This is a genomic window from Microbacterium sp. bgisy203 (genome assembly GCF_965345155.1).
GTDB lineage: Bacteria > Actinomycetota > Actinomycetes > Actinomycetales > Microbacteriaceae > Microbacterium.
On record NZ_CBDRLZ010000005.1, the window covers coordinates 161,888 to 186,480 of the forward strand.

At 71.0% G+C, this 24,593-nt stretch carries 25 protein-coding genes; 4 read left to right on the forward strand and 21 right to left on the reverse strand.

What is annotated here, in order from left to right; all coding sequences use genetic code 11:
• Nucleotides 1–18: 18 nt before the first annotated feature.
• The 6 genes from ACRVYW_RS09895 to ACRVYW_RS09920 form a co-directional block, all read right to left on the reverse strand.
• On the reverse strand, nucleotides 19–786 hold the full coding sequence (locus tag ACRVYW_RS09895) for an SseB family protein (protein ID WP_431804135.1): 768 nt from the start codon (nucleotides 784–786) through the stop codon (nucleotides 19–21).
• A complete protein-coding gene (gene priA / locus ACRVYW_RS09900; RefSeq protein WP_431804137.1) occupies nucleotides 770–1,516 on the reverse strand; it encodes a bifunctional 1-(5-phosphoribosyl)-5-((5-phosphoribosylamino)methylideneamino)imidazole-4-carboxamide isomerase/phosphoribosylanthranilate isomerase PriA in 747 nt (248 codons plus the stop codon). Before priA ends, ACRVYW_RS09895 begins: the two co-directional genes overlap by 17 nt.
• A 78-nt stretch (nucleotides 1,517–1,594) precedes the next feature.
• The gene (gene hisH / locus ACRVYW_RS09905; protein WP_431804139.1) at nucleotides 1,595–2,278 is read right to left on the reverse strand and encodes an imidazole glycerol phosphate synthase subunit HisH; all 684 of its coding nucleotides are present in this window, start codon (nucleotides 2,276–2,278) and stop codon (nucleotides 1,595–1,597) included.
• Nucleotides 2,275–2,886 carry an imidazoleglycerol-phosphate dehydratase HisB gene (gene hisB, locus ACRVYW_RS09910; protein ID WP_431804141.1) on the reverse strand — a complete coding sequence of 204 codons (612 nt, stop codon included), beginning with the start codon at nucleotides 2,884–2,886 and terminating at the stop codon, nucleotides 2,275–2,277. The genes hisH and hisB overlap by 4 nt, the downstream gene beginning before the upstream one ends.
• Before the next feature lie 24 nt (nucleotides 2,887–2,910).
• Complete coding sequence (locus tag ACRVYW_RS09915; protein ID WP_431804143.1) at nucleotides 2,911–4,032, reverse strand: histidinol-phosphate transaminase; 1,122 nt, start codon at nucleotides 4,030–4,032, stop codon at nucleotides 2,911–2,913.
• A gap of 66 nt (nucleotides 4,033–4,098) precedes the next feature.
• On the reverse strand, nucleotides 4,099–4,524 hold the full coding sequence (locus ACRVYW_RS09920) for a LysM peptidoglycan-binding domain-containing protein (RefSeq protein WP_431804145.1): 426 nt from the start codon (nucleotides 4,522–4,524) through the stop codon (nucleotides 4,099–4,101).
• 310 nt (nucleotides 4,525–4,834) lie between these two features.
• Between ACRVYW_RS09920 and lexA the strand changes: the two genes are divergently transcribed.
• Nucleotides 4,835–5,497 carry a transcriptional repressor LexA gene (gene lexA, locus ACRVYW_RS09925; protein WP_431804146.1) on the forward strand — a complete coding sequence of 221 codons (663 nt, stop codon included), beginning with the start codon at nucleotides 4,835–4,837 and terminating at the stop codon, nucleotides 5,495–5,497.
• Between the two features lie 49 nt (nucleotides 5,498–5,546).
• Nucleotides 5,547–7,448 carry a S9 family peptidase gene (locus ACRVYW_RS09930; RefSeq protein WP_431804148.1) on the forward strand — a complete coding sequence of 634 codons (1,902 nt, stop codon included), beginning with the start codon at nucleotides 5,547–5,549 and terminating at the stop codon, nucleotides 7,446–7,448.
• 200 nt (nucleotides 7,449–7,648) lie between these two features.
• On the opposite strand, the gene hflX is transcribed toward ACRVYW_RS09930, so the two are convergent.
• Nucleotides 7,649–9,256, reverse strand: coding sequence for a GTPase HflX (hflX, locus tag ACRVYW_RS09935; RefSeq protein ID WP_431804150.1), 1,608 nt, complete (start codon nucleotides 9,254–9,256; stop codon nucleotides 7,649–7,651).
• A gap of 141 nt (nucleotides 9,257–9,397) precedes the next feature.
• On the opposite strand from hflX, the gene ACRVYW_RS09940 reads away from it, so the two are divergent.
• A complete protein-coding gene (locus tag ACRVYW_RS09940; protein WP_431804152.1) occupies nucleotides 9,398–10,069 on the forward strand; it encodes a class I SAM-dependent methyltransferase in 672 nt (223 codons plus the stop codon).
• Between the two features lie 2 nt (nucleotides 10,070–10,071).
• Nucleotides 10,072–11,031, forward strand: coding sequence for a Dyp-type peroxidase (locus ACRVYW_RS09945; RefSeq protein ID WP_431804154.1), 960 nt, complete (start codon nucleotides 10,072–10,074; stop codon nucleotides 11,029–11,031).
• 16 nt (nucleotides 11,032–11,047) lie between these two features.
• Here ACRVYW_RS09945 and dapF read toward each other — a convergent pair whose 3' ends face one another.
• The 14 genes from dapF to ACRVYW_RS10015 all read right to left on the reverse strand — a co-directional run bounded on the left by dapF (nucleotide 11,048) and on the right by ACRVYW_RS10015 (nucleotide 24,583).
• Nucleotides 11,048–11,932 carry a diaminopimelate epimerase gene (gene dapF / locus ACRVYW_RS09950; protein ID WP_431804156.1) on the reverse strand — a complete coding sequence of 295 codons (885 nt, stop codon included), beginning with the start codon at nucleotides 11,930–11,932 and terminating at the stop codon, nucleotides 11,048–11,050.
• Nucleotides 11,933–11,989: 57 nt separating this feature from the next.
• Nucleotides 11,990–12,412 (reverse strand): GNAT family acetyltransferase, encoded by a 423-nt coding sequence (locus tag ACRVYW_RS09955; RefSeq protein WP_431804158.1) that lies wholly within the window; start codon nucleotides 12,410–12,412, stop codon nucleotides 11,990–11,992.
• Nucleotides 12,409–13,356 carry a tRNA (adenosine(37)-N6)-dimethylallyltransferase MiaA gene (gene miaA, locus ACRVYW_RS09960; RefSeq protein WP_431804160.1) on the reverse strand — a complete coding sequence of 316 codons (948 nt, stop codon included), beginning with the start codon at nucleotides 13,354–13,356 and terminating at the stop codon, nucleotides 12,409–12,411. The genes ACRVYW_RS09955 and miaA overlap by 4 nt, the downstream gene beginning before the upstream one ends.
• 61 nt (nucleotides 13,357–13,417) lie before the next feature.
• Nucleotides 13,418–14,980 (reverse strand): tRNA (N6-isopentenyl adenosine(37)-C2)-methylthiotransferase MiaB, encoded by a 1,563-nt coding sequence (gene miaB / locus ACRVYW_RS09965; protein WP_431804162.1) that lies wholly within the window; start codon nucleotides 14,978–14,980, stop codon nucleotides 13,418–13,420.
• A gap of 83 nt (nucleotides 14,981–15,063) precedes the next feature.
• A complete protein-coding gene (locus ACRVYW_RS09970; RefSeq protein WP_431804164.1) occupies nucleotides 15,064–15,942 on the reverse strand; it encodes an ABC transporter permease in 879 nt (292 codons plus the stop codon).
• The gene (locus ACRVYW_RS09975; RefSeq protein ID WP_431804166.1) at nucleotides 15,939–16,976 is read right to left on the reverse strand and encodes an ABC transporter ATP-binding protein; all 1,038 of its coding nucleotides are present in this window, start codon (nucleotides 16,974–16,976) and stop codon (nucleotides 15,939–15,941) included. The genes ACRVYW_RS09970 and ACRVYW_RS09975 overlap by 4 nt, the downstream gene beginning before the upstream one ends.
• 136 nt (nucleotides 16,977–17,112) lie before the next feature.
• Entirely contained in the window at nucleotides 17,113–17,904 is a 792-nt protein-coding gene (locus ACRVYW_RS09980) for a regulatory protein RecX (RefSeq protein ID WP_431804168.1), read from the reverse strand.
• On the reverse strand, nucleotides 17,904–18,965 hold the full coding sequence (gene recA, locus ACRVYW_RS09985; protein WP_431804170.1) for a recombinase RecA: 1,062 nt from the start codon (nucleotides 18,963–18,965) through the stop codon (nucleotides 17,904–17,906). The genes ACRVYW_RS09980 and recA overlap by 1 nt, the downstream gene beginning before the upstream one ends.
• 281 nt (nucleotides 18,966–19,246) lie before the next feature.
• Nucleotides 19,247–19,468, reverse strand: a complete 222-nt coding sequence (locus ACRVYW_RS09990; protein ID WP_431804172.1) for a DUF3046 domain-containing protein — start codon at nucleotides 19,466–19,468, stop codon at nucleotides 19,247–19,249.
• Between the two features lies 1 nt (nucleotide 19,469).
• On the reverse strand, nucleotides 19,470–19,787 hold the full coding sequence (locus ACRVYW_RS09995; RefSeq protein ID WP_431804174.1) for a helix-turn-helix domain-containing protein: 318 nt from the start codon (nucleotides 19,785–19,787) through the stop codon (nucleotides 19,470–19,472).
• A gap of 280 nt (nucleotides 19,788–20,067) precedes the next feature.
• Nucleotides 20,068–20,622 carry a CinA family protein gene (locus ACRVYW_RS10000; RefSeq protein WP_431804176.1) on the reverse strand — a complete coding sequence of 185 codons (555 nt, stop codon included), beginning with the start codon at nucleotides 20,620–20,622 and terminating at the stop codon, nucleotides 20,068–20,070.
• Nucleotides 20,619–21,212: a CDP-diacylglycerol--glycerol-3-phosphate 3-phosphatidyltransferase gene (gene pgsA / locus ACRVYW_RS10005; protein ID WP_431804178.1), complete on the reverse strand. Its 594-nt coding sequence runs from the start codon at nucleotides 21,210–21,212 to the stop codon at nucleotides 20,619–20,621. The genes ACRVYW_RS10000 and pgsA overlap by 4 nt, the downstream gene beginning before the upstream one ends.
• A gap of 49 nt (nucleotides 21,213–21,261) precedes the next feature.
• Nucleotides 21,262–24,012, reverse strand: a complete 2,751-nt coding sequence (locus tag ACRVYW_RS10010; RefSeq protein WP_431804180.1) for a DNA translocase FtsK 4TM domain-containing protein — start codon at nucleotides 24,010–24,012, stop codon at nucleotides 21,262–21,264.
• Nucleotides 24,013–24,088: 76 nt separating this feature from the next.
• Nucleotides 24,089–24,583, reverse strand: coding sequence for an N-acetyltransferase family protein (locus tag ACRVYW_RS10015; RefSeq protein ID WP_431804182.1), 495 nt, complete (start codon nucleotides 24,581–24,583; stop codon nucleotides 24,089–24,091).
• Nucleotides 24,584–24,593 lie beyond the last annotated feature (10 nt).

The following is a 24,593-nucleotide window of genomic DNA, read 5'->3' on the forward strand; positions in this document are numbered from 1 at the left end:
CGCGACGCGCGGGACGGATCAGCCGCGCAGAAGCTTGACCGTCAGTGAGTCGACGAGCACCGCGATGCGGTCGTCGGCCGCCCAGCGCGCGGCGAGGCGCTGCAGGATCGCGTCGAGCTCGACCTGATCGAGTCCGTCGACGAGGTGGAGGCGCACGATGAGCTCCGGCCCGCGGAGCCGCCCCGATGGGTCGCCGTCGGTGACCGCGAGGTCGAGGACCCCGAGCTCTCCGCCGATCGACTCCTGCAGCCCCGCGTAGACCTCGGGTGAGCGCCAGGCCGGCTCCCACGGAAGTCCCTGGCCGATCGCCCAGACGGCAGGGCGGCGAAGGACGAACTCCGTGACGGATGCCGGATCCACGACGATCAGGTCGGTGTCGTCGGCGGCGGCCGACAGCGCCGTTCGCACTCCGTCTGCGGGGACGGGCCGCGCCTTCGGGTCCCATGCGGCGAGCGCCTGCACCGACGTGAACACCGGCAGGACGCGGCGTCCGTCGGGTGCGGCGACGGTGACGATCGACAGTTCCTGCGTCTTGTCGACGGCGAGCCCCGACGGGGCGACGCCGACGTCGCCCGCCTCGGCCACCAGCGGGATCAGCAGGCGTGCGGAACGATAGGCGTCGACGATCGCCGCGGCATCCCCGCTCCCTGCGCGGAAGGCCGTCAGCGCCGCGAGCAGGGCGGGGTCGGCCGACCCGTCGTCACCGGCGTGCGGGTTCGGCTCGAAGCTCCGCCCCTCCCAGGGGACGCCGGCGGAGTCGGCGGGATGGTCAGCCTGCGGCGACATCCAGCGCCTCGGCGAGGGTGAACGCCCCCGCGTACAGGGCCTTGCCGACGATCGCGCCTTCGACGCCCAGCGGCACGAGCTCGCGCAGCGCCGCGATGTCGTCGAGGCTCGAGATGCCGCCCGATGCCACGACAGGACGGGTGGTGCGCGAAGTCACGTCGCGCAGAAGCTCGAGATTCGGGCCCTTGAGGGTGCCGTCCTTCGTGACGTCGGTGACGACGTAGCGGCTGCAGCCGGCGTCCTCGAGGCGATCGAGCACCTGCCACAGGTCACCGCCCTCGCGGGTCCACCCGCGCGCGGCGAGGGTCGTGCCGCGGACGTCGAGTCCGACGGCGATCGCCTCGCCGTAGCGGCTGATCACATCCGCCGCCCACTCGGGGTTCTCGAGCGCGGCGGTGCCGAGGTTGATGCGCGACGCGCCCGATTCGAGCGCCGCCTCGAGCGTCGCGTCGTCGCGAATGCCGCCCGAGAGCTCGACCTGCACGCCCTTGAGCTGCTTGATCACCTTGCGGATGACACCCGTGTTGGTGCCGCGACCGAAGGCGGCGTCGAGGTCGACGAGGTGGACCCACTGCGCGCCCTGATGCGCCCAGGCGAGCGCCGCGTCGACCGGGTCGCCATAGCTCGTCTCAGAGCCGGCCTCGCCCTGCGTGAGACGCACGGCCTTGCCGTCGGCGACGTCCACGGCCGGCAGGAGGATCAGTTCAGGGGTCGACGCGAAATCGTTCATGGCTCCAGAAAGGGGTGGTGGGTGCGCGCAGGCCCGAGCGGGCGGGGCACAAACAGAGAGACTACCCGGGCGACGCGGTCACGCGGAGCCGGGGAGGGAGGAGACCCAGTTGCGGAGGAGTCGGATGCCTGCCGCCCCGCTCTTCTCGGGGTGGAACTGCGTCGCCGACAGCGGACCGTTCTCGACGGCGGCGATGAACGGCGTGCCGTAGTCGCACCACGTCACGCTCGGCGCGCGGAACTGCGGCATCGCGTCGAGCGTCCAGTGCTGCGCGCCGTACGAGTGGACGAAGTAGAAGCGCTCGTCCGCGATGCCGTCGAAGAGGACCGATCCCTCGCCGACGCGCACGGTGTTCCAGCCCATGTGCGGCAGCACGGGCGCATCGAGTTCGGTGACCGCGCCCGGCCATTCGCCGAGGCCGTCGGTCTCGACGCCGCGCTCGACGCCGTGCTCGAACAGCACCTGCATGCCGACGCAGATGCCGAGCACGGGACGACCTCCTGCGAGCCGTCGCCCGATGAGCTCGTCACCGCGGCTCGCTTGGAGCGCCGACATCACGGCGCTGAAGGCCCCGACCCCCGGCACGACGAGCCCCGCCGCCTCGGTGATGAGGCCGCGGTCGGAGGTGAGCCGGGCGTCGGCGCCGGCGGCGGCGAGGGCCTTGACCGCGGAGTGGACGTTGCCGGAGCCGTAGTCGAGGACGGCGACGAGGGGTCGGCCTTCGTCGACCTCCCCGCCGCGTGGCGCCCCGGCGTCGGTCACAGGGCGCCCTTCGTGCTGGGGATGCCGCGCACCTGCGGGTCGAGCGCCTTCGCCTGACGGAACGCGCGCGCGAACGCCTTGTACTCCGCTTCGGCGATGTGGTGCGGGTCGCGACCCGCGAGGACGGTCACGTGGACGGTGAGCCCCGCGTTGAACGCGATCGCCTCGAACGTGTGTCGGACGAGCGAACCCGTGAAGTGGCCGCCGATGAGGTGGTACTCGAACCCGGCGGGTTCTCCGGTGTGCACGAGATAGGGCCGCCCGCTGATGTCGACGACGGCCTGCGCGAGCGCTTCGTCGAGCGGGACGAGGGCGTCGCCGTAGCGCGAGATACCCGACTTGTCGCCGAGCGCCTGTCGGATCGCCTGGCCGAGGACGATGGAGACGTCTTCGACGGTGTGGTGCGCGTCGATGTCGGTGTCGCCCGACGCGCGCACGGTGAGGTCGGTGAGCGAGTGCTTCGCGAACGCGGTCAGCAGGTGGTCGAAGAACGGCACGGTCGTGTCGATCGTGCTCTGTCCGGTGCCGTCGAGGTCGAGGGAGAGCTCGACGGTCGACTCGCTCGTCGCGCGACGGATCTCGGCCGTGCGGGGCGCGGGGGTGCTCATGGTGCCGAGTCTAGCGAGGGCGGATCAGCCGCGTTCCTCCGTGACGCCGTGCGCGCCGCCGGGGCCGAGCGACGCCAGAGCGTCGAGGAACGCGGTCGATTCCGCCTCGGTGCCGGCCGTGACCCGGAGGCTCCGCGGGAGCCCGATGTCGCGGATGAGCACGCCCTGCTCGTAGAGCGCCTGCCACGTCGCAGCAGGGTCGTCGACGTCGGAGAAGAGGACGAAGTTCGTCCAGCTCTCGTAGGGGTGGTAGCCGAGCGCGTCGAGCGTCGCGGAGATGCGGTCGCGCTGCCCGACGATCTCGTCGACCATCGCGAGCATCTCGGGGGCGTGCCGGAGTGCCGCCGTGGCGGCCGCCTGGGTGAGGGCGCTCAGGTGATAGGGCAGGCGTACGAGGCGCAGCGCGTCGATGAGCGCGGGGTCGGCGGCGAGGTAGCCGACGCGAGCGCCGGCGAAGGCGAACGCCTTGCTCATGGTGCGGGAGACGACGAGCCGCTCGCGGCCGGGAAGGAGCGTGAGCGCCGACCGCGAGTCGCGCGGCGCGAACTCCTGGTACGCCTCGTCGACGATGACGATGCCGTCGGTCGCGTCGTAGACCGCCTCGATGACGTCGACGCCGAGGGGTGTGCCCGTGGGGTTGTTCGGCGCGCAGAGGAAGGTGACGTCGGGCGCGGCATCCGCGATCTGCTCGGCGGCGGACTCCGCGGAGAGCGTGTAGTCGACCCCGCGCGTCCCGGAGACGTACTCGGCCCCGGTGCCCCGTGTCAGCAACGGGTACATCGAGTAGGTCGGCGCGAAACCGAACGCCGTGCGCCCCGGCCCGCCGAAGGCCTGGAGCAGGTGTTGCAGAACCTCGTTCGAGCCGTTGCCCGCCCAGATATGGTCGGCGGTGAGGCCGTGACCCAGATAGTCCGCGAAACCCTCGCGCAGCGCGGTGAACTCGCGGTCGGGGTAGCGGTTGACCTCGCGCAAGGCGTGGGCGACGGAGTCGAGGATGTCGTCGGCGACCTCTTCGGGCACCGGGTGCGTGTTCTCGTTGACGTTGAGAGCGACCGGAAGCGGAGCCTGCGGTGCGCCGTAGGGCATCTGGCCGCGCAGGTCGGAGCGAAGAGGGAGGTCGTCGAGACTGGCACTCACGGCATCCATCGTAGGGGCGCTCAGCGGTGCGGGGACGGCGAACAGGATCGCGCTGACACCCGCCGAGCGTCGAGATCAGCGCGCTTCGGCGTATTCGGTGGGGATCGCGAGGCTCTGACCGGCGGCGAGTTCTCCGGAGGACAGGGCGTTGAGACGAGCGATGTCATCCACGACGTCGCGCGTGTCGGCGGCGGGCGCGACCTCTTCGGCGATCGACCACAGGGTGTCGCCGGGCATGACGGTGACGTACTGGAACGTCCCCGCCGCAGCTCCCTGTTCGCCGGAGGCGAGCGCTCCGCCACCGGACAGGATCGCGATCGTCACGGCGATGACCGCGGGAAGGGCGGCGATTGCAGCGATGACACGGCGGCCACGCACCGTGAGGCGCAGGCGCGTGGTGGGGTGCGGGCGCGTGGTGGGGTGCGCGCGCGTGGTGGGGTGCGGCTGGGTCGTGGCCAGCGGGTCGAAAGCCGTGCGGGGGTGGATCTCGATCGTGCTCATGGGGTCCTCCTCGAGGTGGGACTCGGATCTGGAGCGTCGGATGTCGGAATCTTCGCTCGCGATCTCCGGCCGGGGAGATCAGGAGCGAACTTCCATTCCGAAGCTATCTTCGATACAGTGTTCTTGTCAACCGATGAATCGGTCGGAATCGGATCGAACGCGACACGCGATCGCTTCCCGGCCCCGACCGTCGGAACCGGATACGGTTTCGACAACAGGACCCCATCACCAACCTCGGACATTCGAAGACGAGCACCGAGGCGGACGACACACAAGTGCCATACGAACGGGAAGTGAAGGAGAAGGATCCATGGAGAAGCCGCAGACGCGTCGGCGTAAGAGCCTGAGCGAGAAGCAGCTGGCGATCCTCGAGGTGATCCAGCGGTCGATCGCGCGCTACGGCTACCCGCCGAGCATGCGCGAGATCGGCGACGCCGTCGGGCTCAAGTCGCTGTCGAGTGTGACCCACCAGCTCAATCAGCTCGAACTGAGCGGCTACCTCCGGCGCGATGCGGGCAAGACGCGCGCGATGGAGGTCCTCATCGATCTGCCGGGCGCGGCGACCGAGAACCCCGCCGACGAGGCGCCGAGCGTCGGCGATGCCGCGCTCGTGCCGCTCGTGGGCCGCATCGCGGCGGGCGTGCCCATCACCGCCGATCAGCAGGTGGAGGAGATCTTCCCGCTCCCCCGCCAGCTCGTCGGCAAGGGCGACCTGTTCATGCTGAAGGTGAGCGGCGAGTCGATGATCGACGCCGCGATCTGCGACGGCGACTGGGTCGTCGTGCGCACCCAGTCGACCGCGAACAACGGCGACATCGTCGCGGCGATGCTCGACGGCGAGGCGACCGTCAAGACGTTCCGCCAGCGCGACGGCCACACGTGGCTGCTGCCGCGCAACTCCGCGTTCGAGCCGATCGTCGGCGACAACGCCACGGTGCTCGGCAAGGTCGTCGCCGTTCTCCGCGCCGTCTGAGACCCGCACGACCCGCCGCCGCGTGCGTGGCAACGGGTACCGTGAGGGCATGGTCACCGTCTCCACCCCCGGCTCCTGGCCCTCACCGCTGTCGGCCGAATGGGCATCCGCCGCCTCACCGCGCTTCGAGGGCGCCGCGTTCGTCGGCGACGAGGTGTGGTGGGGCGAGTCCCTCCCCGCCGAGGGAGGGCGCACCACCGTCCGTCGCCGCACCGCCGCAGGCGACACGGAGACCGTCCTGCCCGCGCCCTGGAACGCACGCTCGAGCGTGCACGAGTACGGCGGCGGCGCGTGGGCGGCGACGGGTGCCGGAGCACTGGCATTCGTCGAGAAGAGCGACCAGCGCGTGTGGCTCCTCACGCCCGGAGCCGAGCCTCGCCCGCTCACCCCGGAGGACCCCGCCACCCGCTACGGAGGGCTCCGCTTCTCGCACGGCGCGCTGCTCGCCGTCCGGGAGTGGCACGGCGACGGCGCCGCGGTTCGACGCGGCATCGTGCGGATCACCGTCGACGATTCGCCGCACGTCTTGCAGCTCGTCGCCGGAAGCGACTTCGTCGCCCAGCCCGCTCTCTCTCCCGACGGCTCGCGCCTGGCCTGGGTCGCGTGGAACCACCCGCACATGCCGTGGGACCGCACCGAGGTGCGCGTCGGCCGCCTCACAGACGATCGCGTCACCTCGTGGGCGTCGATGACCGACGGCACGACCGCGGCTCTCCAGCCGGAATGGCGTGGCGACGACGAGATCGTCTACCTCGACGAGCCGACGGGGCGCTGGAACATCTGGCACCGCGTCTCAGGGCCCGACGGCTTCGGCGAGCCGTCGCCCCTCGCCGAAGCGGACGCCGACACCGGCGGCCCGCTGTGGGCTCTCGGCTCGCGCTGGTACGCGCTGCTCCCCGACGGCCGCATCGCGGCGATCCGTACGCACGGCGCGGACGAGCTGGTGCTGATCGACGCCGACGGCACCGAGACGATCGTCGATCTGCCCGCGACGGCGCGACTGTCGATCGAGGATGCCGCAGGCGACGGCATCCTCGTCTCGGGCGCGGGCGTCGGCAGCACCGGGATCTGGCTCGTGGGCGCGGACGGCGCGGTCACGCAGGTCGCGGGGAGTTCCGGGGATGCCGAGTGGATGCCGGTGGGGCGCCCGGTCACCTTCGCCGGGCCGCACGGCGAGGTGCACGCCTTCGACTTCCCTCCGACGAATCCGGACGCGGCCGCGGCAGAGGGCGCCCTCCCGCCGTACGTCGTGTTCGTCCACGGCGGGCCGACCGCGCACGCCGGCGGCGTCGCCGACGCGAAGACCGCATTCTTCACCAGCCGCGGCATCGGCGTGCTCGACGTCAACTACGGCGGGTCGACGGGATACGGGCGCGCGTACCGCGAGCGGCTGCGCGGCCAGTGGGGAATCGTCGACGTCGACGACGTAGCCGCCGCGGCGCGCGGGCTCATCGACGCGGGCCTGGCCGACCCCGCACGCATCGCGATCGAGGGCGGATCGGCGGGCGGCTGGACGGTGCTCGGCGCGCTCGTCGGCACCGATGTCTTCTCGGTGGGCATCTCGCGGTACGGCGTCGGCGATGCACGCGCCCTCGCCGAAGACACCCACGACTTCGAGGCGCGCTACCTCGACGGGCTCATCGGCCCGCTCCCCGAGGCAGAGGCGCTGTACCGGGAGCGTTCGCCGCTCGGGCGCGCGAACGAGTTCCGCACCCCGACGCTCCTGCTGCAGGGGTCGGAGGATGCCGTCGTCCCGCCCGCCCAGTCGGAGGCGATCCGCGACGCCCTCGCCGCGCGCGGCGTGCCGCACGCCTACGTTCTCTACGAAGGCGAGGGCCACGGCTTCCGACGCCGCGAGACGATCGTCCACTCGCTCGAGTCGGAGCTCGCGTTCCTGGGCGCGGTGTTCGGCTTCGACACCCCCGGCATCCCGCCGATCGCCCTCGACTGACGCCGCGCATCGCCCCGCCCACCTTCGGAGATCACGCGTACTTCGGACCGATTCGCCCCCGGATCTCCGAAAAACGCAGGATCTCCGAAGAACGCAGAATCTCCGAAGAACCGCGACCCTCCGAGGAACGCAGGATCTCCGAAGAACCGCGACTCCGAAGCACCGGCGCCGAGGCGCTCGGCCCGCACCTGCGCGCCGCGTCAGATCGCGAACGGAGCCAGACGCCCGCCGAGGATCGCGGGGACGTGCGCGTGCAGGATCGTGCCGTCGGGGCCGTGGTCCTCGCTGAGGATGATGCCGTGCTCGTGCACCGCCGAGACGAGCTCGCCCCGGTCGTACGGGACGACGGCGTGCACCTCGACGGCCGGAAGCGGCAGGGTCTCCTCGATCCGCTCGCGGAGCTCGTCAATGCCCTCACCGGTGCGGGACGAGACGAACAGCGCCTGCGGCGCGAGGCCGCGCAGCACGAGGCGCATGTCGTCGTCGACGAGGTCGGCCTTGTTGAACACGACGATCTCGGGCAGGTCTCGCGCGCCGACGTCGCCGATCACGTCGCGCACGGTCTGCAGCTGCGCGGCGGGGTCGGGATGCGACCCGTCGACGACGTGCACGATGACGTCGGCCTCGCCGACCTCTTCGAGCGTCGAGCGGAACGCCTCGACCAGCTGGTGCGGGAGGTTCCGGACGAACCCGACCGTGTCGGTGAGCGTGTAGACGCGGCCGTCAGCCGTCTCTGTGCGCCGCACCGAGGTGTCGAGGGTCGCGAACAGCGCGTTCTCGACGAGCACACCGGCGCGGGTCAGGCGGTTGAGCAGGCTCGACTTGCCGGCGTTCGTGTACCCGGCGATCGCGACGGCGGGGATCGTGTTGCGCTTGCGCTCGGCCCGCTTCGCCTCGCGCGCGGGCGCGAAGTCGCGCAACTGATGACGCAGCTGCGCCATCTTGGTGCGGATCCTGCGCCGATCGAGCTCGATCTTCGTCTCACCGGGGCCGCGCGATCCCATGCCCGCTCCGCCCGCGCCGACCTGGCCACCGGCCTGACGGCTCATCGAGTCACCCCAGCCGCGCAGGCGCGGAAGGAGGTACTCGAGCTGGGCGAGTTCGACCTGCGCCTTGCCCTCGCGGGACTTCGCGTGCTGGCTGAAGATGTCGAGGATGACGGTGGTGCGGTCGATCACCTTGACCTTGACGACGTCTTCCAGGGCGCGCCGCTGGCTGGGCGCCAGCTCGGTGTCGGCGATGACCGTGTCGGCGCCGACGGCGGCGACGAGGTCGCGCAGCTCGGCGGCCTTGCCGCGGCCGATGTAGGTGGCGGGGTCGGGGTGCGGACGCCGTTGCAGGACGCCGTCGAGCACGACCGCGCCGGCGGTCTCGGAGAGGGCGGCGAGCTCGCGGAGGGAGTTCTCGGCATCCTCCTGGGACCCCTGCGGGTACACGCCGACGAGGACGACGTTCTCGAGGCGCAGCTGCCGGTACTCGACCTCGGTGACGTCCTCGAGCTCGGTGGACAGGCCCGGGACGCGGCGGAGCGCCGCGCGCTCCTCGCGATCCCACTGGTCGCCGTCGGTGTCGCCGTACGCGACCGTCGCGGCGTCCTGGAGCGCCTGCGCTGTGCCGATCCCCTGCGCTGTGCCGATCCCCTGCTGCGCACCGAACACGTGCACGTCGGCGTGCGATTGCGCGCGCGCGAGCACCCGCTCGACCGGGTCGATAGGCGTGGCCGAGGCGACGGCGTCGTCGCCGGTCGTCGGAGTGGGGGTGGTGTCGGCGGTGTCGGTGCCGCGGGTGGTGCCGGTGTTCTGGGTCATTCGGTCCTTTTCGTGCTGAGCCTTGCAGTCTAGCCGTTCCCACCGGATCAGGGGCGGAGGCGAGAAGGCGGGGGACGTACGGGCGGTGAGAGCGGATGGAGCATCGTGTGCGGCGCGTGGCGCCTCCGCTACGCTCGCAGGATGGGGAGCGACCACTACTTCAGTGCCACCCCGTCCAGTGCCGAGCAGTTGCGCCGCATTCCGGTGACCCTGGGGGGTCGCGCGGGTGAGGTGACGACCGCGGGCGGGGTGTTCAGCCCCGGCCACGTCGACGGCGGGACGGCGGTGCTGCTGGCCAACACGCCCCCGCCTCCGCCGGGCGGCCACCTGCTCGATCTCGGCGCGGGGTGGGGCCCGATCGCCTTGAGCCTCGCGGTCGCCTCGCCGCACGCGACCGTCTGGGCGGTCGACGTCAACGAGCGGGCGCTCGACCTCGTGCGTCGGAACGCCGAGGAGTGGGGCCTGCCCAACGTCAACGCCGTGCTCCCCGACGATATTCCCGGCGACGTGGTCTTCCGCTCGATCCGCTCGAACCCTCCGATCCGTGTCGGCAAGAACGAGCTCCACGGACTCATGGAGCGCTGGCTCCCCCGCCTCGACGAGCGCAGCGACGCCTGGCTCGTCGTGCAGCGGAACCTCGGCTCCGATTCGCTGCAGCGCTGGCTCGCGGCGACCTTCGACGACGGGTACTCCGTGACGCGCGCCGCCACCGCGCGCGGCTTCCGCGTGCTGAAAGTGCGCCGTCACGGCGCGACCCCCACCGCCCCCGTCCCCACCGTGAACGCCTTTCCCGAGTCTGCACCCGAGGAGTGATCGTGAGCGATTCCGCGCAGCGCCGTGTCCCCATCGAGCCGCAGCGCGTGGACGCTCCGCTCACCTCGAACGCGATCATGCTGACCCTCACGCTGACGAGCGCGCCCGACGCGGTCGCGACGGTGCGAAGCGCACTGGCATCCGTCGGCGACCTCGTGAAGAACGTCGCCGTCCGCGACCTGTCGGGCGCGCTGGCGTGTACGGTCGGCATCGGTTCGGACGTGTGGGATGCCGTGACCGGCGCGCCGCGCCCCGCCGAGCTCCACCCTTTCCGTGAAGTCCGCGGCGCGGTGCACACGGCCCCCTCGACCCCGGGCGACCTCTTCGTGCACATCCGCGCGGAGCGTCACGACCTGTGCTTCGAACTGGAGCGCCAGATCCTCGACGCCTTCGGCGGAGCGGTCGCGGTCGCCGACGAGACCGTCGGCTTCCGCTATTTCGATGCGCGCGACCTGCTGGGGTTCGTCGACGGCACCGCGAACCCGGTCGGCGACGCCCTGCCGGCATCCACCCTCATCGGAGCGGAGGATCCGGCCGGCGAAGGCGGGAGCTACCTCGTCGTGCAGAAGTACGTCCACGACATGGGCGTGTGGCGGGCGCATTCGACCGAGACGCAGGAGGCGATCATCGGGCGCACGAAGCTCGACAACGTCGAGCTCGACGACGCCGCGGCGCCCGACCAGAAGTCGCACAAGACGCTGTCGACCATCACCGACGACGCCGGAGTGGAACACGACATCCTGCGTGACAACATGCCCTTCGGCTCGCCCGCTCACGGCGAGTTCGGTACGTACTTCATCGGTTACGCGCGCGAGCTGTGGGTGATCGAGCGCATGCTCGAGCGGATGTTCATCGGCGACCCGCCCGGAAAGCACGATCGCATCCTGGATGCCTCGAGCGCCTGCACCGGGTCGGTGTTCTTCATCCCGCCGCCAGTGCTGCTCGAGAGCCTCGGCGCCTGATCCGCCGCGCCGGCGATCAGGCGAGCGCGACCTCGCCCGAGTAGACGAGGGTCGCAGGCCCCGAAAGCAGGACGTGCGAGCCGTCGCGTTCCTCGACGACGCGGACACCGAGGGTCCCGCCGGGGACCTCCACCGTCCAGACGTCGGGCGCGGCGGCACCGGCCCAGTGCCGCACGGCGAGCGCCGACGCGGCGACGCCCGTGCCGCACGAGAGGGTCTCCCCCACGCCGCGCTCAAAGACGCGCATGCGGATCGCGCCGACACCGTCGCGGACGAGCGGGTCGCCGGGGACGACGAACTCGATGTTCGCGCCGTGGCGGGGCTCGGGGTGCAGCTGCGGGCGCACCGTCAGATCGAGCGCGTCGAGCTCGGCATCCGCTCCCAGCGCGACGACGACGTGCGGGTTGCCGAGGTCGATCGAGACGCCGGGGCGCGGCACGTCGAGGTTCCGCGCGCGGACGACGATGTCGGACTCGTCGATCGCGAACAGGCCCAGGTCGACCTCGAAGCCGGGCGTCGCGCCGAGACCCGGCTCGCTCCGGGTGAGAGTCTTGGTGCCGGCGCGCGTGCCGATGCGCAGGGGTGCGGCGTCGATGTCGGCGAGCCCGGCTTCGACGAGGTACTTCGCGTAGACGCGGATGCCGTTGCCGCACATCTCCGCGGCGGAGCCGTCGGCATTCCGGTAGTCCATGAACCACTCGGCATCGGGCGTCGCATCGCCCTCGGCGATCGCGGAAGACCGCACGACCCGCAGGATGCCGTCACCACCGACACCGAACCGGCGGTCGCAGAGGGCCGCAACCTGGTCGTCGGAGAGGTCGAGCGTGCCGTCGGCGTCGGGCACGATCACGAAGTCGTTGCCCGTGCCGTGCCCCTTGGTGAACGCGATGCTCCGGGCCATCGGCCCAGTCTACGGGCGCGCGCGAGCCGTCCGGCGCACGGGCGAAGGCACCGCGGATCAGTCGGAGATCAGGCGCTTGCCCGTCGTCCACGAGTCGAACGGCTCGTAGCCGAGCCTCGTGTAGAAGTCGTGCACGCCGCCGTTCTCGGGGCGCACCATCAGCTGCACCTTCGGGCAGCCCATGTCGAGCAGAAGCTCCTCGGCGCGCTCCACGAGACGGCGCCCGATGCCCTCGCCGCGGCGGGACGGGGATGCCGCGAGGTAGTACAGCCAGCCGCGGTGCCCGTCGTAGCCGGCCATCACCGTGCCGACGAGGCCGCCGTCGTCGGTCGCGACCAGGAAGAGCTCCGAGTGGACGTCGAGCTTGCGGCTGATGTCCTGATACGGGTTGTTCCAGGGGCGGGTGAGGCCCGTCTCCTGCCAGAGCGAGACGACCGCCTCGGTGTCGGAGGGCTCGAAGCTCCGGATCTCGATGCTCATCCGGGTGAGTCTGCCAGAGTCCCAGCGTCCGCGCCCGGGTCCGTCCACCGCACACCGTCGTAGCGGCGGAACCACGACACCTGCCGCCGGGCGTACCGGCGGGTGAGCGCCTGGGTCTGGGCGATCGCCTCGTCCTCGGTGAGCGCGCCGTCGAGCTGCGCCAGCGCCTGCGCATAACCGATCGCACGGGGCGCGGTCGTGCCGCGCTCGAAGCCCCGCGCGCGCAGGCCGGCGACCTCGTCGAGAAGGCCCGCGGCCCACATGCCCTCCACCCGCGCGTCGAGCCGCACGACGAGCTCGGCACGCGGAACCTCCACGCCGATGATCGTCGTCGGCTCGTGCCACCGCACCGGCGCCGCGGGGAGCGCGGCGCCGTGCGTATCGGCGCCCTGGGCGAGCACCTCGAGGGCGCGGACGATCCGTCGTCCGTTCCGGGGATCCACGCGCGCCGCGGTCTCGGGGTCGCGCGCGCGCAGACGCTCGTAGAGGACGGCGGCGCCCTCGCGCTCGAGCTCGTCCTCGAGCGCCGACCGCGCGGCCGCATCGCGCGGCGGGAACCGGAAGTCGTAGACGACGCTCGAGACGTAGAGCCCCGACCCGCCCACGAGGATCGCGTCGGCGCCGCGCGCGAAGATCTCCTCGATCACCGCGCGCGCCGCGCTCTGGTACCAGGCGACCGCGGCGTCATCGGTGGGCTCGAGGACGTCGAAGAGATGATGCGGGATACCTCGGCGTTCAGCCTCGGGAAGCTTCGCGGTGCCGATGTCCATGCCGCGGTAGAGCTGCATCGCGTCGGCGTTGACGATCTCGGCGGGGCGCCCGCGAGATGCGAGCGCCTCCGCGAGACGCAGCGACAGGTCGGTCTTGCCGGTGCCGGTCGCGCCGACGACCACCCACAGGCGCGGGGCGTCGCCCGGGTGTATCGACGCGTTGCGGTCGCTCACCGACCGGGTGCTTTCGGCATCACCGGGCGCTGAGCGGGGAGCGCAACGCGGAGTCGAAGCGTCACGCGCCGGGAGCGGGCCGGAGGGTGGGGATGCCGAGGCCCACGGCGCGGCGGCCGTCGGCGGTGAGCGATACGGCCGGAGCGGGCACACCGCAGGACTCCGCCTGCGTGCGGTCCCACGCGTCGCCCGCACGCGTGCGGCGGATGCGGAGCGGGGCGCCGTCGGGCGTATCGGCCAGAAGGTGGAAGGGAGCGGCGTGCGTCACGGTCACCGAGACGACATCGCCCGGACGGGGCTTCTCGCTCCCCGCGGGAAGTTCGAAGTGGACGAGCCGGTTGTCCTCGGCGCGGCCGGTGAGGCGGTGCGTCGCGGCATCCTTCTTGCCCTCACCCGTCGACACGAGCACCTCCAGCTCACGGCCGACCTGCGCCTGGTTCTCTTCGAGCGAGATGCGCTCCTGCAGGGCGACGAGGCGCTCGTAGCGCTCCTGCACGACGGCCTTCGGAACCTGGTTCGGCATGGTCGCCGCCGGAGTGCCCTCGCGGATCGAGTACTGGAAGGTGAACGCACTCGCGAACCGCGCCTGCTCGACGACGCGCATCGTGTCTTCGAAGTCCGCGTCGGTCTCACCGGGGAAGCCGACGATGATGTCGGTGGAGATCGCGGCGTGCGGGATGCGCTCGCGCACGCGGTCGAGAATCCCGAGGAACTTCGTGCTCCGGTACGACCGGCGCATCACCTTGAGGATCGCGTCCGACCCCGACTGCAGCGGCATGTGCAGCTGCGGCATGACCGCCGGGGTCTCGGCCATCGCATCGATGACGTCGTCGGTGAAAGCGGCGGGGTGCGGGCTCGTGAAGCGGATGCGCTCGAGACCGGGGATCTCACCGGCGGCGCGGAGGAGCTTTCCGAACGCCTGCCGGTCGCCGAACTCGACGCCGTAGCTGTTGACGTTCTGGCCGAGGAGCGTGACCTCGATCGCGCCGTCGTCGACGAGGAGGCGGATCTCGTTCAGGATGTCGCCGGGGCGGCGGTCCTTCTCCTTGCCGCGCAGGTGCGGCACGATGCAGAACGTGCACGTGTTGTTGCAGCCGACCGAGATCGACACCCAGCCGCTGTAGACCGAGTCGCGTTTGGTGGGGAGGGTGGAGGGGAAGACCTCGAGCGACTCGAGGATCTCGAGCTCCGCGTCGCCGTTGTGGCGGGCGCGCTCGAGCAGGCTCGGGAGCGACCCCATGTTGTGCGTGCCGAAGACGACGTCGACCCACGGCGCCTTCTGCTGCACGGCATCCTTGTCCATCTGGGCGAGGCATCCGCCGACGGCGATCTGCATGCCCTCGTGGGCATTCTTCCGGCTCTTGAGGTGCCCGAGGGTGCCGTAGAGCTTGCCCGCGGCGTTGTCTCGGACGGCGCAGGTGTTGATGACGACGACGTCGGCCTCGGCGCCCGCGTCGGCGCGGACGTAGCCGGCCGACTCCATCGAGCCCGACAGTCGCTCGGAATCGTGGACGTTCATCTGGCAGCCGAAGGTGCGCACCTCGTAGGTGCGGGCGCGCCCGTCGGCGGTCGTCGCGGCCGGCGACGGCGCGATCAGAGTGGGGGCGGCGGACGGAGCAGTCATGATCGCTCCATTGTACGAGCCGCGCGCTCGTCCTCCCTGGGGCTGGGCGCCGACCGGTGCCGAGCGGGCGCTGACCGGCACGCTCAGCGCAGAAGCGAGCGCACGCGACCGGCGGCGAGGGCGGTGAAGCCGATCGCCATGAGCACGAGCACGCCGATCGCAATCACCGCCGAAACGCGGGCATCGCCGACGAGCACGTCGATGCCGTAGAAGGTGCGGAGGAAATCGATCGAGTCGGCGTCGCCCCCGGTGACGGCCTGGACGGCCTGTTCCGTGTACGGACGCCGCATGAGCATCGCACCCTGCGCGAAGGGCAGCGCGTTGATCGTCGAGGCGACGCCGTCCGGGAGCGACCCGACGGGGATGTAGGCGCCCGCGACGAACCCGAGGACGGTGCCGACGATCGTCGCGAACGCCGAATAGGCGCCGGTCGTGCGGAGGAAGGATGCACCGAACGCCGCGAGCGAGGTGAAAGCCGCGCAGCAGAGCACCATGACGCTGAGCGCCTGGATGATCTCGTAGGGCGTCATCCAGATGTCGTGCAGGATGCCGAGATACAGCACCGTCAGGACGAACACGATCGACGACATCACGACGGCGACGACGATCGACGACAGCAGATACCCGAGGACCAGGTGGGTGCGCCGGATCGGGGCGACCAGGAAGTCGGCGAAGCGCCCCGTGGCGCGGTCGTCGACGAGAGTCGAGAGCGCCCCGATGCCGGCGGTGACGGTCGTGAGCAGAACGATGCCCGAGAGCATCCAGCTCGCGATGAACGCCTCGATCTCACTCTTGGACGCCTCGGGCAGCGACGCGGTGAGCCCGTCGACCTGGAGCCGCGCGAGGAAGAGGGTGTAGAGGAAGAACAGGATCAGTCCGCTCATCAGGGAGAACAGCACGTTGAGGCGGTCGCGGAAGAACAGCCGCAGGTTCCGCGCGACGATCGCGGCGACGATCCTCACGCGGCGCCCTCCGTCTTCTCCGCGCCCATCGCTGCGTCGTCGGCGGCATCGGCGGTATCGGCTGCCGGTGTCGTGTCCTCGGGGCCGGTACCGTCGACGCCGGTGAGGGCGAGGAAGACGTCGTCCATCCGACCGTGGCGGAACTCGAAGTCGCGCACATGCCCGTGGTGCGCCTCGAGGACGCGGAAGGCCTCCGCGGCATCCGGGACGGTGATGTGGAGGATGTTCCCGTCGGCGACGGTCTCCGCGGCGCCGACGAGGGCGCGCAGCTCGGCGGGGGAATCGGTGTCGACGGTCAGGGTGCTCCGGCTGTAGCGGGCGCGGAGCGAGGCGGGCGTCCCGCGCGCCACGATCCGGCCGCTCGCGATGATGCACACGTGGTCGGCGCGTTCGGTCTCCTCCATGTAGTGGGTCGTAACGAAGACGGTGAGTCCGTGGTCTTCGCGGAGACGGTCGACCGCGGACCACACGGCGACCCGGCTGGCCGGATCGAGCCCGGCGGTCGGCTCGTCGAGGAACAGGATCGCGGGCTCGTGCAGGAGTGCGCGGGCGATGTCGGCACGGCGTCGCTGACCACCCGACAGTCGACCGTACGGTCGGTCGAGGAATCCGTGGAGGTCGATGAGATCACTGAGCTCGTCGATCCGCCGACCGATCCGGCGGGCCGGCACGCGGGAGAGCGTGCCGCGCAAGCGGAGGTTCTCGCGCACCGTCTGCCCGTCGTCCATGAGGGATGCCTGAAAGACCACGCCGATCGACCGCCGCACGCGGTCCTGCTCGGTGCGAACGTTCGCGCCCGCGACCCGGACCGTGCCCGCGTCGGGTCGAAGCAGTGTGGTGAGGCATCCGATGGTCGTGGACTTCCCGGCTCCGTTCGCGCCGAGGAAGGCGAACATTTCGCCGTCGGCGACGGAGAAGCTGATGCCGTCGACGGCGCGCACCGCGCGGTGCGACTTGACCAATCCGTCGACCTCGATCGCCACGCGCGCCCCGACCCGACGACCACTGGCTGCCGCGCTTCCGGGAGGCTGCATCGTCCTCACCATGAGGGGACGTGACCGTCAGGGCGAGTCTGTCAGATCGTGCCGGAGAAAAGCGAGAGGCAGGAGTGACGGGCGGAAGGGACGAGCAGAGGTGACGGGGAACCTGGAACGCGCGCCCCGCCGCCGCTCACTGGAACCGGACGGTGGTCACTCGGCCGCCGGCGCGCTCGTCGAGCGCACGGCGCGCCGCCTCGAGGGCGTGCGCACCATACCCGCGCCGGGCGAGCTGGCCCGACAGCCGCCGCAACGCGACCTCGCGGTCGAGGTCGCGCATCGACCGGACCTTGCTGCGTGCGAACTCGAGCGCCCGTTCGAGCTCGTCATCGGGAAGCTCCGCGAGCGCCGCGTCGACGACATCGCGCGGGATTCCGCGCTTGGCGAGCGTCTGGGCGATGACCATCCGACCCTGGCCCTTGCGCTCCGTGGCGGTGTGGACGAGTTGCTCGGCGAGCTTCGCGTCATCGAGGTAGCCGTGCCGGACGAACCGGTCGACGATCTCGTCGGCCGATGCCCGATCGACCTCGCGCTCACGCAGCACGTCGCGCGCTTCGCGCTCGGAGAGCGAGCGCGTCCGCAGCTTCCGCAGGAGCGCGGCCTCTCCCGAGTCCGCGATCTCGCCGGCGGAAGCGGTGTCGTCATCCACCGGCGAGTCGTCGCCTCCTGCGGCGACCGCGCACCCCGAGCCGGGCGCGCCCGGCGCGGCCGACCCGGGCACCGTGCTCGGGCGTTCGACGACCGGCGCCGTCCACGTCGTGTGCCACGACGGGTCTTGCGCGTCTTCCGCGCCGGGACCGGACGCCGCGTCGAGCGCCTCCGCAGACGGGGCCTCGGGCTGGCGCGCGGGCGCCGCATCACGCGGGCCGAACAGCGGGGTCACGGGGGCGAGGCGCTCGGCCCCGCCCCCGAAGTCGCCGGTCATCAGGCCGGCCGGCGGGCCGCCAGCTCGTCGCCGGCGGGAGCGTCGGAGCCCTCGACGACCTTGGGCTGCCCGATGCCGAGCTTCTGCAGGATCTTCTGCTCGATGTCGGCGGCGATGTCGGTGTTCTTCAGGAGGAAGTTGCGGGCGTTCTCCTTGCCCTGGCCCAGCTGCTCACCGTCGTAGGTGTACCAGGCGCCCGACTTCTTCACGATGCCCTGGTCGACGCCGTAATCGATGAGCGATCCCTCGCGCGAGATGCCGACGCCATAGAGGATGTCGAACTCGGCCTGCTTGAACGGCGGGGCCATCTTGTTCTTGACGACCTTCACGCGCGTGCGGTTTCCGACCGCCTCCGTGCCGTCCTTAAGGGTCTCGATGCGACGGATGTCGAGGCGGACCGAGGCGTAGAACTTCAGCGCCTTACCACCGGCGGTGGTCTCGGGAGAGCCGAAGAACACGCCGATCTTCTCGCGCAGCTGGTTGATGAAGATCATCGTGGTGCCGGTCTGGTTCAGGCCACCGGTGAGCTTGCGGAGCGCCTGGGACATGAGGCGCGCCTGGAGACCCACGTGGGAGTCACCCATCTCGCCTTCGATCTCGGCCTTGGGCACCAGCGCGGCGACGGAGTCGATCACGACGAGGTCGATCGCCCCGGAGCGCACGAGCATGTCGGCGATCTCGAGCGCCTGCTCGCCCGTGTCGGGCTGCGAAACGAGCAGCTGGTCGATGTCGACGCCCAGCTTCTGCGCATAGTCGGGGTCGAGCGCGTGTTCGGCATCCACGAACGCGGCGATGCCGCCGGCGCGCTGGACGTTCGCGATCGCGTGCAACGTGAGGGTCGTCTTACCGGACGACTCCGGTCCGTAGATCTCGACGATGCGCCCGCGGGGCAGGCCGCCGACGCCGAGGGCGACGTCGAGGGCGATGGAGCCCGTGGGGATGACGGCGACGGGTGCGCGCTCGTCGCTGCCGAGGCGCATCACCGAGCCCTTTCCGAACTGCCGGTCGATCTGGGCGAGGGCCGACTCGAGGGCCTTCTCGCGGTCTGCGGGTGAGGGCATGACGTGCTCCTTCTTGTTCTGCCGTCGGCGGCTGCGCCGCGTCGGGATATCCGTCGCCTGTAGGCTGTCGCGCCCCGCCCCGACGGGGTGGGATCTGCGACAAGGCGGAGGTGTCGTGGTGACGCTGACCACGTTACGAAGGGCCTCCGACATCGGTCGGCGAATCCCGCGCAACGGTGGATAACTTCCCCGCGATCCCTCTTGTTGGAGGAGCCTATGACCGCCTCGAACAAAAATACGACGACACGCCGTGTCTTCCAACCGGTGTCGTCGTATCCGCCTCAGCGTCGTGGTTCGCGCATGCCGACACCGTGACGGCGCGACTCGGGCACGTCGGCCTCGACGCACAGCGCCAGCCACACGTCGCGCGGGTCGACGCCGTCGGCGAGGGCTTCGGCCGCCGTGCGGTGGCCGACCCCGCCGAGCGTCAGGTCCGCGACGACGGATGCCGCGCGCGCCCCGAACTCCGCGTCGACAGCCCGCGTGAACTCGCTGCGACGCACGTCAACGCAGCGAGAGCTGCGGCTGGATGTCGCCCTCGAGCGCAGCCAGGTCGTCGGGGACGACGTCGGGGAAGACCTGCAGGCCCTCGAGCACCGAGATGCGGTCGCCGACCTCGCGCATGATGGTGGAGATGGGAACATCGAGCGCGTCGGCGACCGAGGCGAGGATCTCGCTCGATGCCTCTTTCTGACCGCGCTCGACCTCGCTCAAATAGCCGAGGGCGACGCTCGCGCGTCCCGCGACCTGACGGAGGGTGCGCCCCTTCTGCAGGCGGAAGTCGCGCAGGACTTCGCCGATCTCTTGACGAACCAGGATCATCTCGGGCCCCCTCCTTCGATAGTGAATCCGCGTCCCGGGTGGACAACAGTACCGCACCGGTGAGTCACTGTGGTGGACACACTAGCCCGCCGGTGCTGGGGAATGGTTGGGAATCACTGAGACGTAACAGGCTCGTCACGCAGGCTATTCCCGATGCGGCCGTGGGCGCGGTGCGCGCACCCTGGCCACCGGCATCCGGGTGCCGGGTTTCGTCGCACAGAGCGTCGGATGCCGACAGAACGCGGCACCTCGAAGCGCCACCCCGACGGGGACCCCGGGCTCAGAGAGCCTCGAGCGCGACGCGGACCGCAAGGGCGGCCGCCTCGGCGCGGATGGCGGCCCGGTCGCCGCCCAGCTGCACCGACTCGACGCGCGAGCCGAGCGGCGTCGAGACGGCGATATGCACCGTTCCGACAGGTTGCCCGTCGGGTGACACGGGACCGGCGATGCCCGTCGTCGCGATGCCGACGTCGGCCGGTTCACCGTCGCGGCCGACCGCGCGCCGGACGCCCTCCGCCATCTGCCGCGCGACCCGCGGGTGCACGGGGCCGTGGGCCGAGAGCAGCGTCTCGTCGACGCCGAGCAGGGCCGCCTTGAGATCGGTCGCGTAGGCGACGATCCCCCCGCGCAAGGCTGCGGATGCCCCCGGCACGGCGACGATGGACGCGACGACGAGGCCCCCGGTGAGCGACTCGGCGACACCCAGCGTCCAGCCGAGCTCGCCCAGGCGCGCGACGAGCCGCTCCGGTTCGCTGAGGCGACCCACCGACACCTGAGTGCTCTCGAGGTCCTCGGGGAGGTCGGAGTGCCGCTCGGCGGGTGTGCGCGTGGTCATCGCCGCTCCCCCGATCCGCGGTCGGCCGATCGCGTCGACCGCGCGCCGCGCACCTCGGTCACGACGTAGTCGATGCCGCTCGCGATCGTGAGGACGACGGCGATCGTCATCGCGATGGTGTTCACGACGTGGATCCAGTCGCCCACGATCGCCCACAGCGGCAGCAGCGCGAGCGACAGCGCGACCGCCTGCGCGACGGTCTTGAGCTTCCCCATCCAGGCGGCCGCGACGACGTGATCGCTCGCCACCAGGAGACGGTGCACGGTGATGCCGACCTCGCGGATGAGCACAACGATCGTGATCCACCACGGCAGCTCGCCGAGGATCGACAGGCCGACGAACGCGCAGCCGGTGAGCGCCTTGTCGGCGATGGGGTCGAGGAGCTTTCCGAGGTCGGTGACGATCTCGTACTTGCGTGCGAGGTATCCATCGATCCCGTCGGTGGCGATCGCGACGATGAAGAGGATCGCCGCCCACCAGCGGAGTGGCCCGTCGTTCCCGGCATCCGCCAACAGCATCCAGAGGAACACCGGCGCGCACAGGATGCGCACGATCGTGATCGCGTTCGGGAGCTGGCGGGGGATCGTCACGAACCGAGCCTACCCGCCGGAAGGCGCCATTCCCGGGCGATGCGAGGGGTCAGTCGCGGCCGGTGAGACCCCAAGCATCCTCCGAGCCGTCGTCGCCGTCGACGACCTCGTAGCCGGCGAACTGGTCGGTGACCGCGTCGGATCCGTAGGGGTCTTCGGTGGCGGATGCCTCAGCTGCCGCGGGCGCCGGCGGCTCGTCGCCGCGCAGGCGGGCGAGCACCTCGGGGAGCTGCTCGGGCGTCACGAGCACGTCGCGGGCCTTCGACCCCTCGGAGGGGCCGACGATTTCGCGCGACTCGAGCAGATCCATGAGCCGGCCCGCCTTCGCGAACCCGACGCGGAGCTTGCGCTGCAACATCGAGGTCGAGCCGAACTGGGTCGAGATGATCTGCTCGGCGGCGGCCAGCAGCAGTTCGAGGTCGTCACCGATGTCGGCGTCGATCTCCTTCTTCTCGGCGACGGCCTCGACGTCGGAGCGGTACTCGGGCCGCGCCTGGTTCTTGACGTGGTGGACGACCTTCTCGATCTCGCTCTCCGCGACCCAGGCTCCCTGCACGCGGAGCGCCTTCGAGGCCCCCATCGGGAGGAACAGTCCGTCGCCCTGGCCGATCAGCCGGTCGGCGCCGGGCTGGTCGAGGATGACGCGCGAATCGGTGACGCTCGTGACGGCGAACGCGAGCCGCGAGGGCACATTCGCCTTGATGAGACCCGTGACGACGTCGACCGACGGGCGCTGCGTGGCGAGCACCAGGTGGATGCCGGACGCGCGCGCGAGCTGGGTGATGCGGACGATCGAGTCCTCGACGTCGCGCGGCGCGACCATCATGAGGTCGGCGAGCTCGTCGACGACGACGAGGAGATAGGGATAGGGCTTCAGCACACGCTCGCTGCCGACGGGGAGATTGATCTCCCCCGCGACGACGGCCTTGTTGAAGTCGTCGATGTGGCGGAACCCGAACGACGCGAGGTCGTCGTACCGCATGTCCATCTCCTTCACGACCCACTGCAACGCCTCGGCGGCCTTCTTGGGGTTCGTGATGATGGGGGTGATGAGGTGCGGCACGCCCGCATAGCTCGTGAGCTCCACGCGCTTCGGGTCGATGAGGACCATCCGCACCTCGGAGGGCTTCGCCCGCATGAGGAGCGAGGTGATCATCGAGTTGACGAAGCTCGACTTGCCCGAGCCGGTGGAGCCGGCGACGAGCAGGTGCGGCATCTTCGCGAGGTTCGCGACGACGTAGCCGCCGCCGACGTCCTTGCCGACGCCGATCGTCATCGGGTGGGTCTGGCTCGTCGCCGCCTGCGAGCGCAGCACGTCGCCGAGCGTCACGATCTCGCGGTCGGTGTTCGGGATCTCGACGCCGATCGCGCTCTTGCCGGGGATGGGCGCGAGGATGCGCACCTCGTTCGAGGCGACGGCGTACGCGATGTTGTTCGTCAGCGCCGTGATGCGCTCGACCTTGACGCCGGGGCCGAGCGCGATCTCGTACTGCGTGACCGTCGGGCCGCGCGAGAAGCCGGTCACCCGGGCATCCACCGAGAACTGCTCGAAGACGCCCGTGATCGCGGCGACGACGCGGTCGTTCGCCTCGGAGCGGGCCTTCGGGGGCGTGCCCTGCGCGAGGGCTGTGACGGCGGGGAGGCGGTACGGCGCCTGCGGCGGGCGGCCGTCGTGGTCGTCGCCGAGCGCGGAGATCCCGGGGAGTGTGCCGTCGTCGAGGACGATCTCGCCGCTGTCCTCGCGGATGCCGGTGTCACCGCGCCGGGCGGCCTTCTTCGCCTTCGCGATGACGGCCGGGTCGATGATCTCGGTCGCGGCGTCGGGAAGGGGCGGCATCGGGGGGACGGGCGGGATCTGCGGCGTCGCGATCGCCTGGTCGAAGCCGCCGTCGCCGCTCGAACTCAGCAGTGCGGTGAGGTCGTCGGCGCCGAGGTTGCCGTCGACGTCCTCCTCACGGCCCGTCTTGTTGCGGCGCCACCACGGCGTCCCGGCATCCTTCGCCGTGTCATCGTCCGCGGTGTCGAAGGCGACCGTGGGGCCGGTGGCCCCGGCATCCGTCGCCGCGTCGTTCTGCGGGCGCGCGGGGCGTTCGGCGTCGAACATCCAGGCGTACAGGTCGCCGAGGCGACGCCCGATGCGGTTCGGCGGCGTCTTCGTGAGGATCAGGACGCTGAGGATCGTGAGGAATCCGAGCACGATGTACGCGCCGACCTCGGCGAGAAGCGTCAGCGGCTCCCCCACCATCCAGCCGAACAGTCCACCCGCCTGGCTGAGCGCGGGAAGCAGTTCGCGAGGCTGCGGACGCCCACCGGCGAGGTGGCAGAACCCCGCGATCGAGAGGACGAAGAGGCCGAAGCCGATGCCGATGCGTCCGTTGTCGTGCACGGAGGGCGGATGCCGGAAGAGCCACCCCGCGAGAAGAAGCAGCAGCACCGGCATGATGAACGCCTCGCGGCCGATCAGGGCGCCCACCGTGTAGGCGCTGATCGTGGTGCCGACATCGGTGCCGATGAGGAACCACTCCACGATCGCGCCGGCGATGGCGAGGAGAACGAGGAAGAACGGGAACCCGTCGCGGCGCTGATCCTTCTCCAAGGCCTCGGGCCCGAAGGCACGGAACATGCCGCCGGTCGCATGCGCGAGTCCGAGCCACATCCGGACGATGACGGGCGGCTTGTCGACGTCGTCGACGTAACGCTTGGGGGTCGGCTCGGGCTTCCGGGCGCGCGACGAGGACCCGCCCTTGCCGGATCCTGAGGATCCGCGGGCGCTCGTGGTCGTCGTGGTGCTCCTGGCCATCACTCCACGGTAGGCGCAGGGGCCGACATTTCCGCGGATTGACGCGGCCGTGGAGGTGACGGGCGCGAGGGGATGCCTAACGCAGGCGCTTGACCATCGTGTCGCGACCGTGGCCCGCCTGTGTCACGGCGAAACCCTCGGTGCGATAGAGCGTCTGCGCGTAGTTCCCGCGCTCGACCGACAGGCTGATGCGCCCGAACCCCTGCCCGCGGGCGTGCTCGCACAGCCGTTGCAGGAGCGCACGGCCCACCCCGTGCGCTCGCCAGATCGGGCGGACGCCGATGATGAGCTCAGGAACACCGGTGCCGACGTAGCCGAACCCCGGATCGGTGCGCGGCAGCATCCGATACCACGCGGCGCCGATGGGCGCACCCTGCGGGTCGATCGCGACGAACCCGGCATCCCCCGGGCGCATCCATCCCGAGAGGTAGCGATTGTTGTCGGTGTCGGCCATGACCTCGTGGCGCGGACGCGCGCCGCCCTGACGCCAGTTCGCCGCCTCGACGACCATGTCGGCGAGGAACGCGCCGTCGGCCTGCGTGGCCGGCCGGATCGAGTACGAGACGGGCATGGCGAAATGG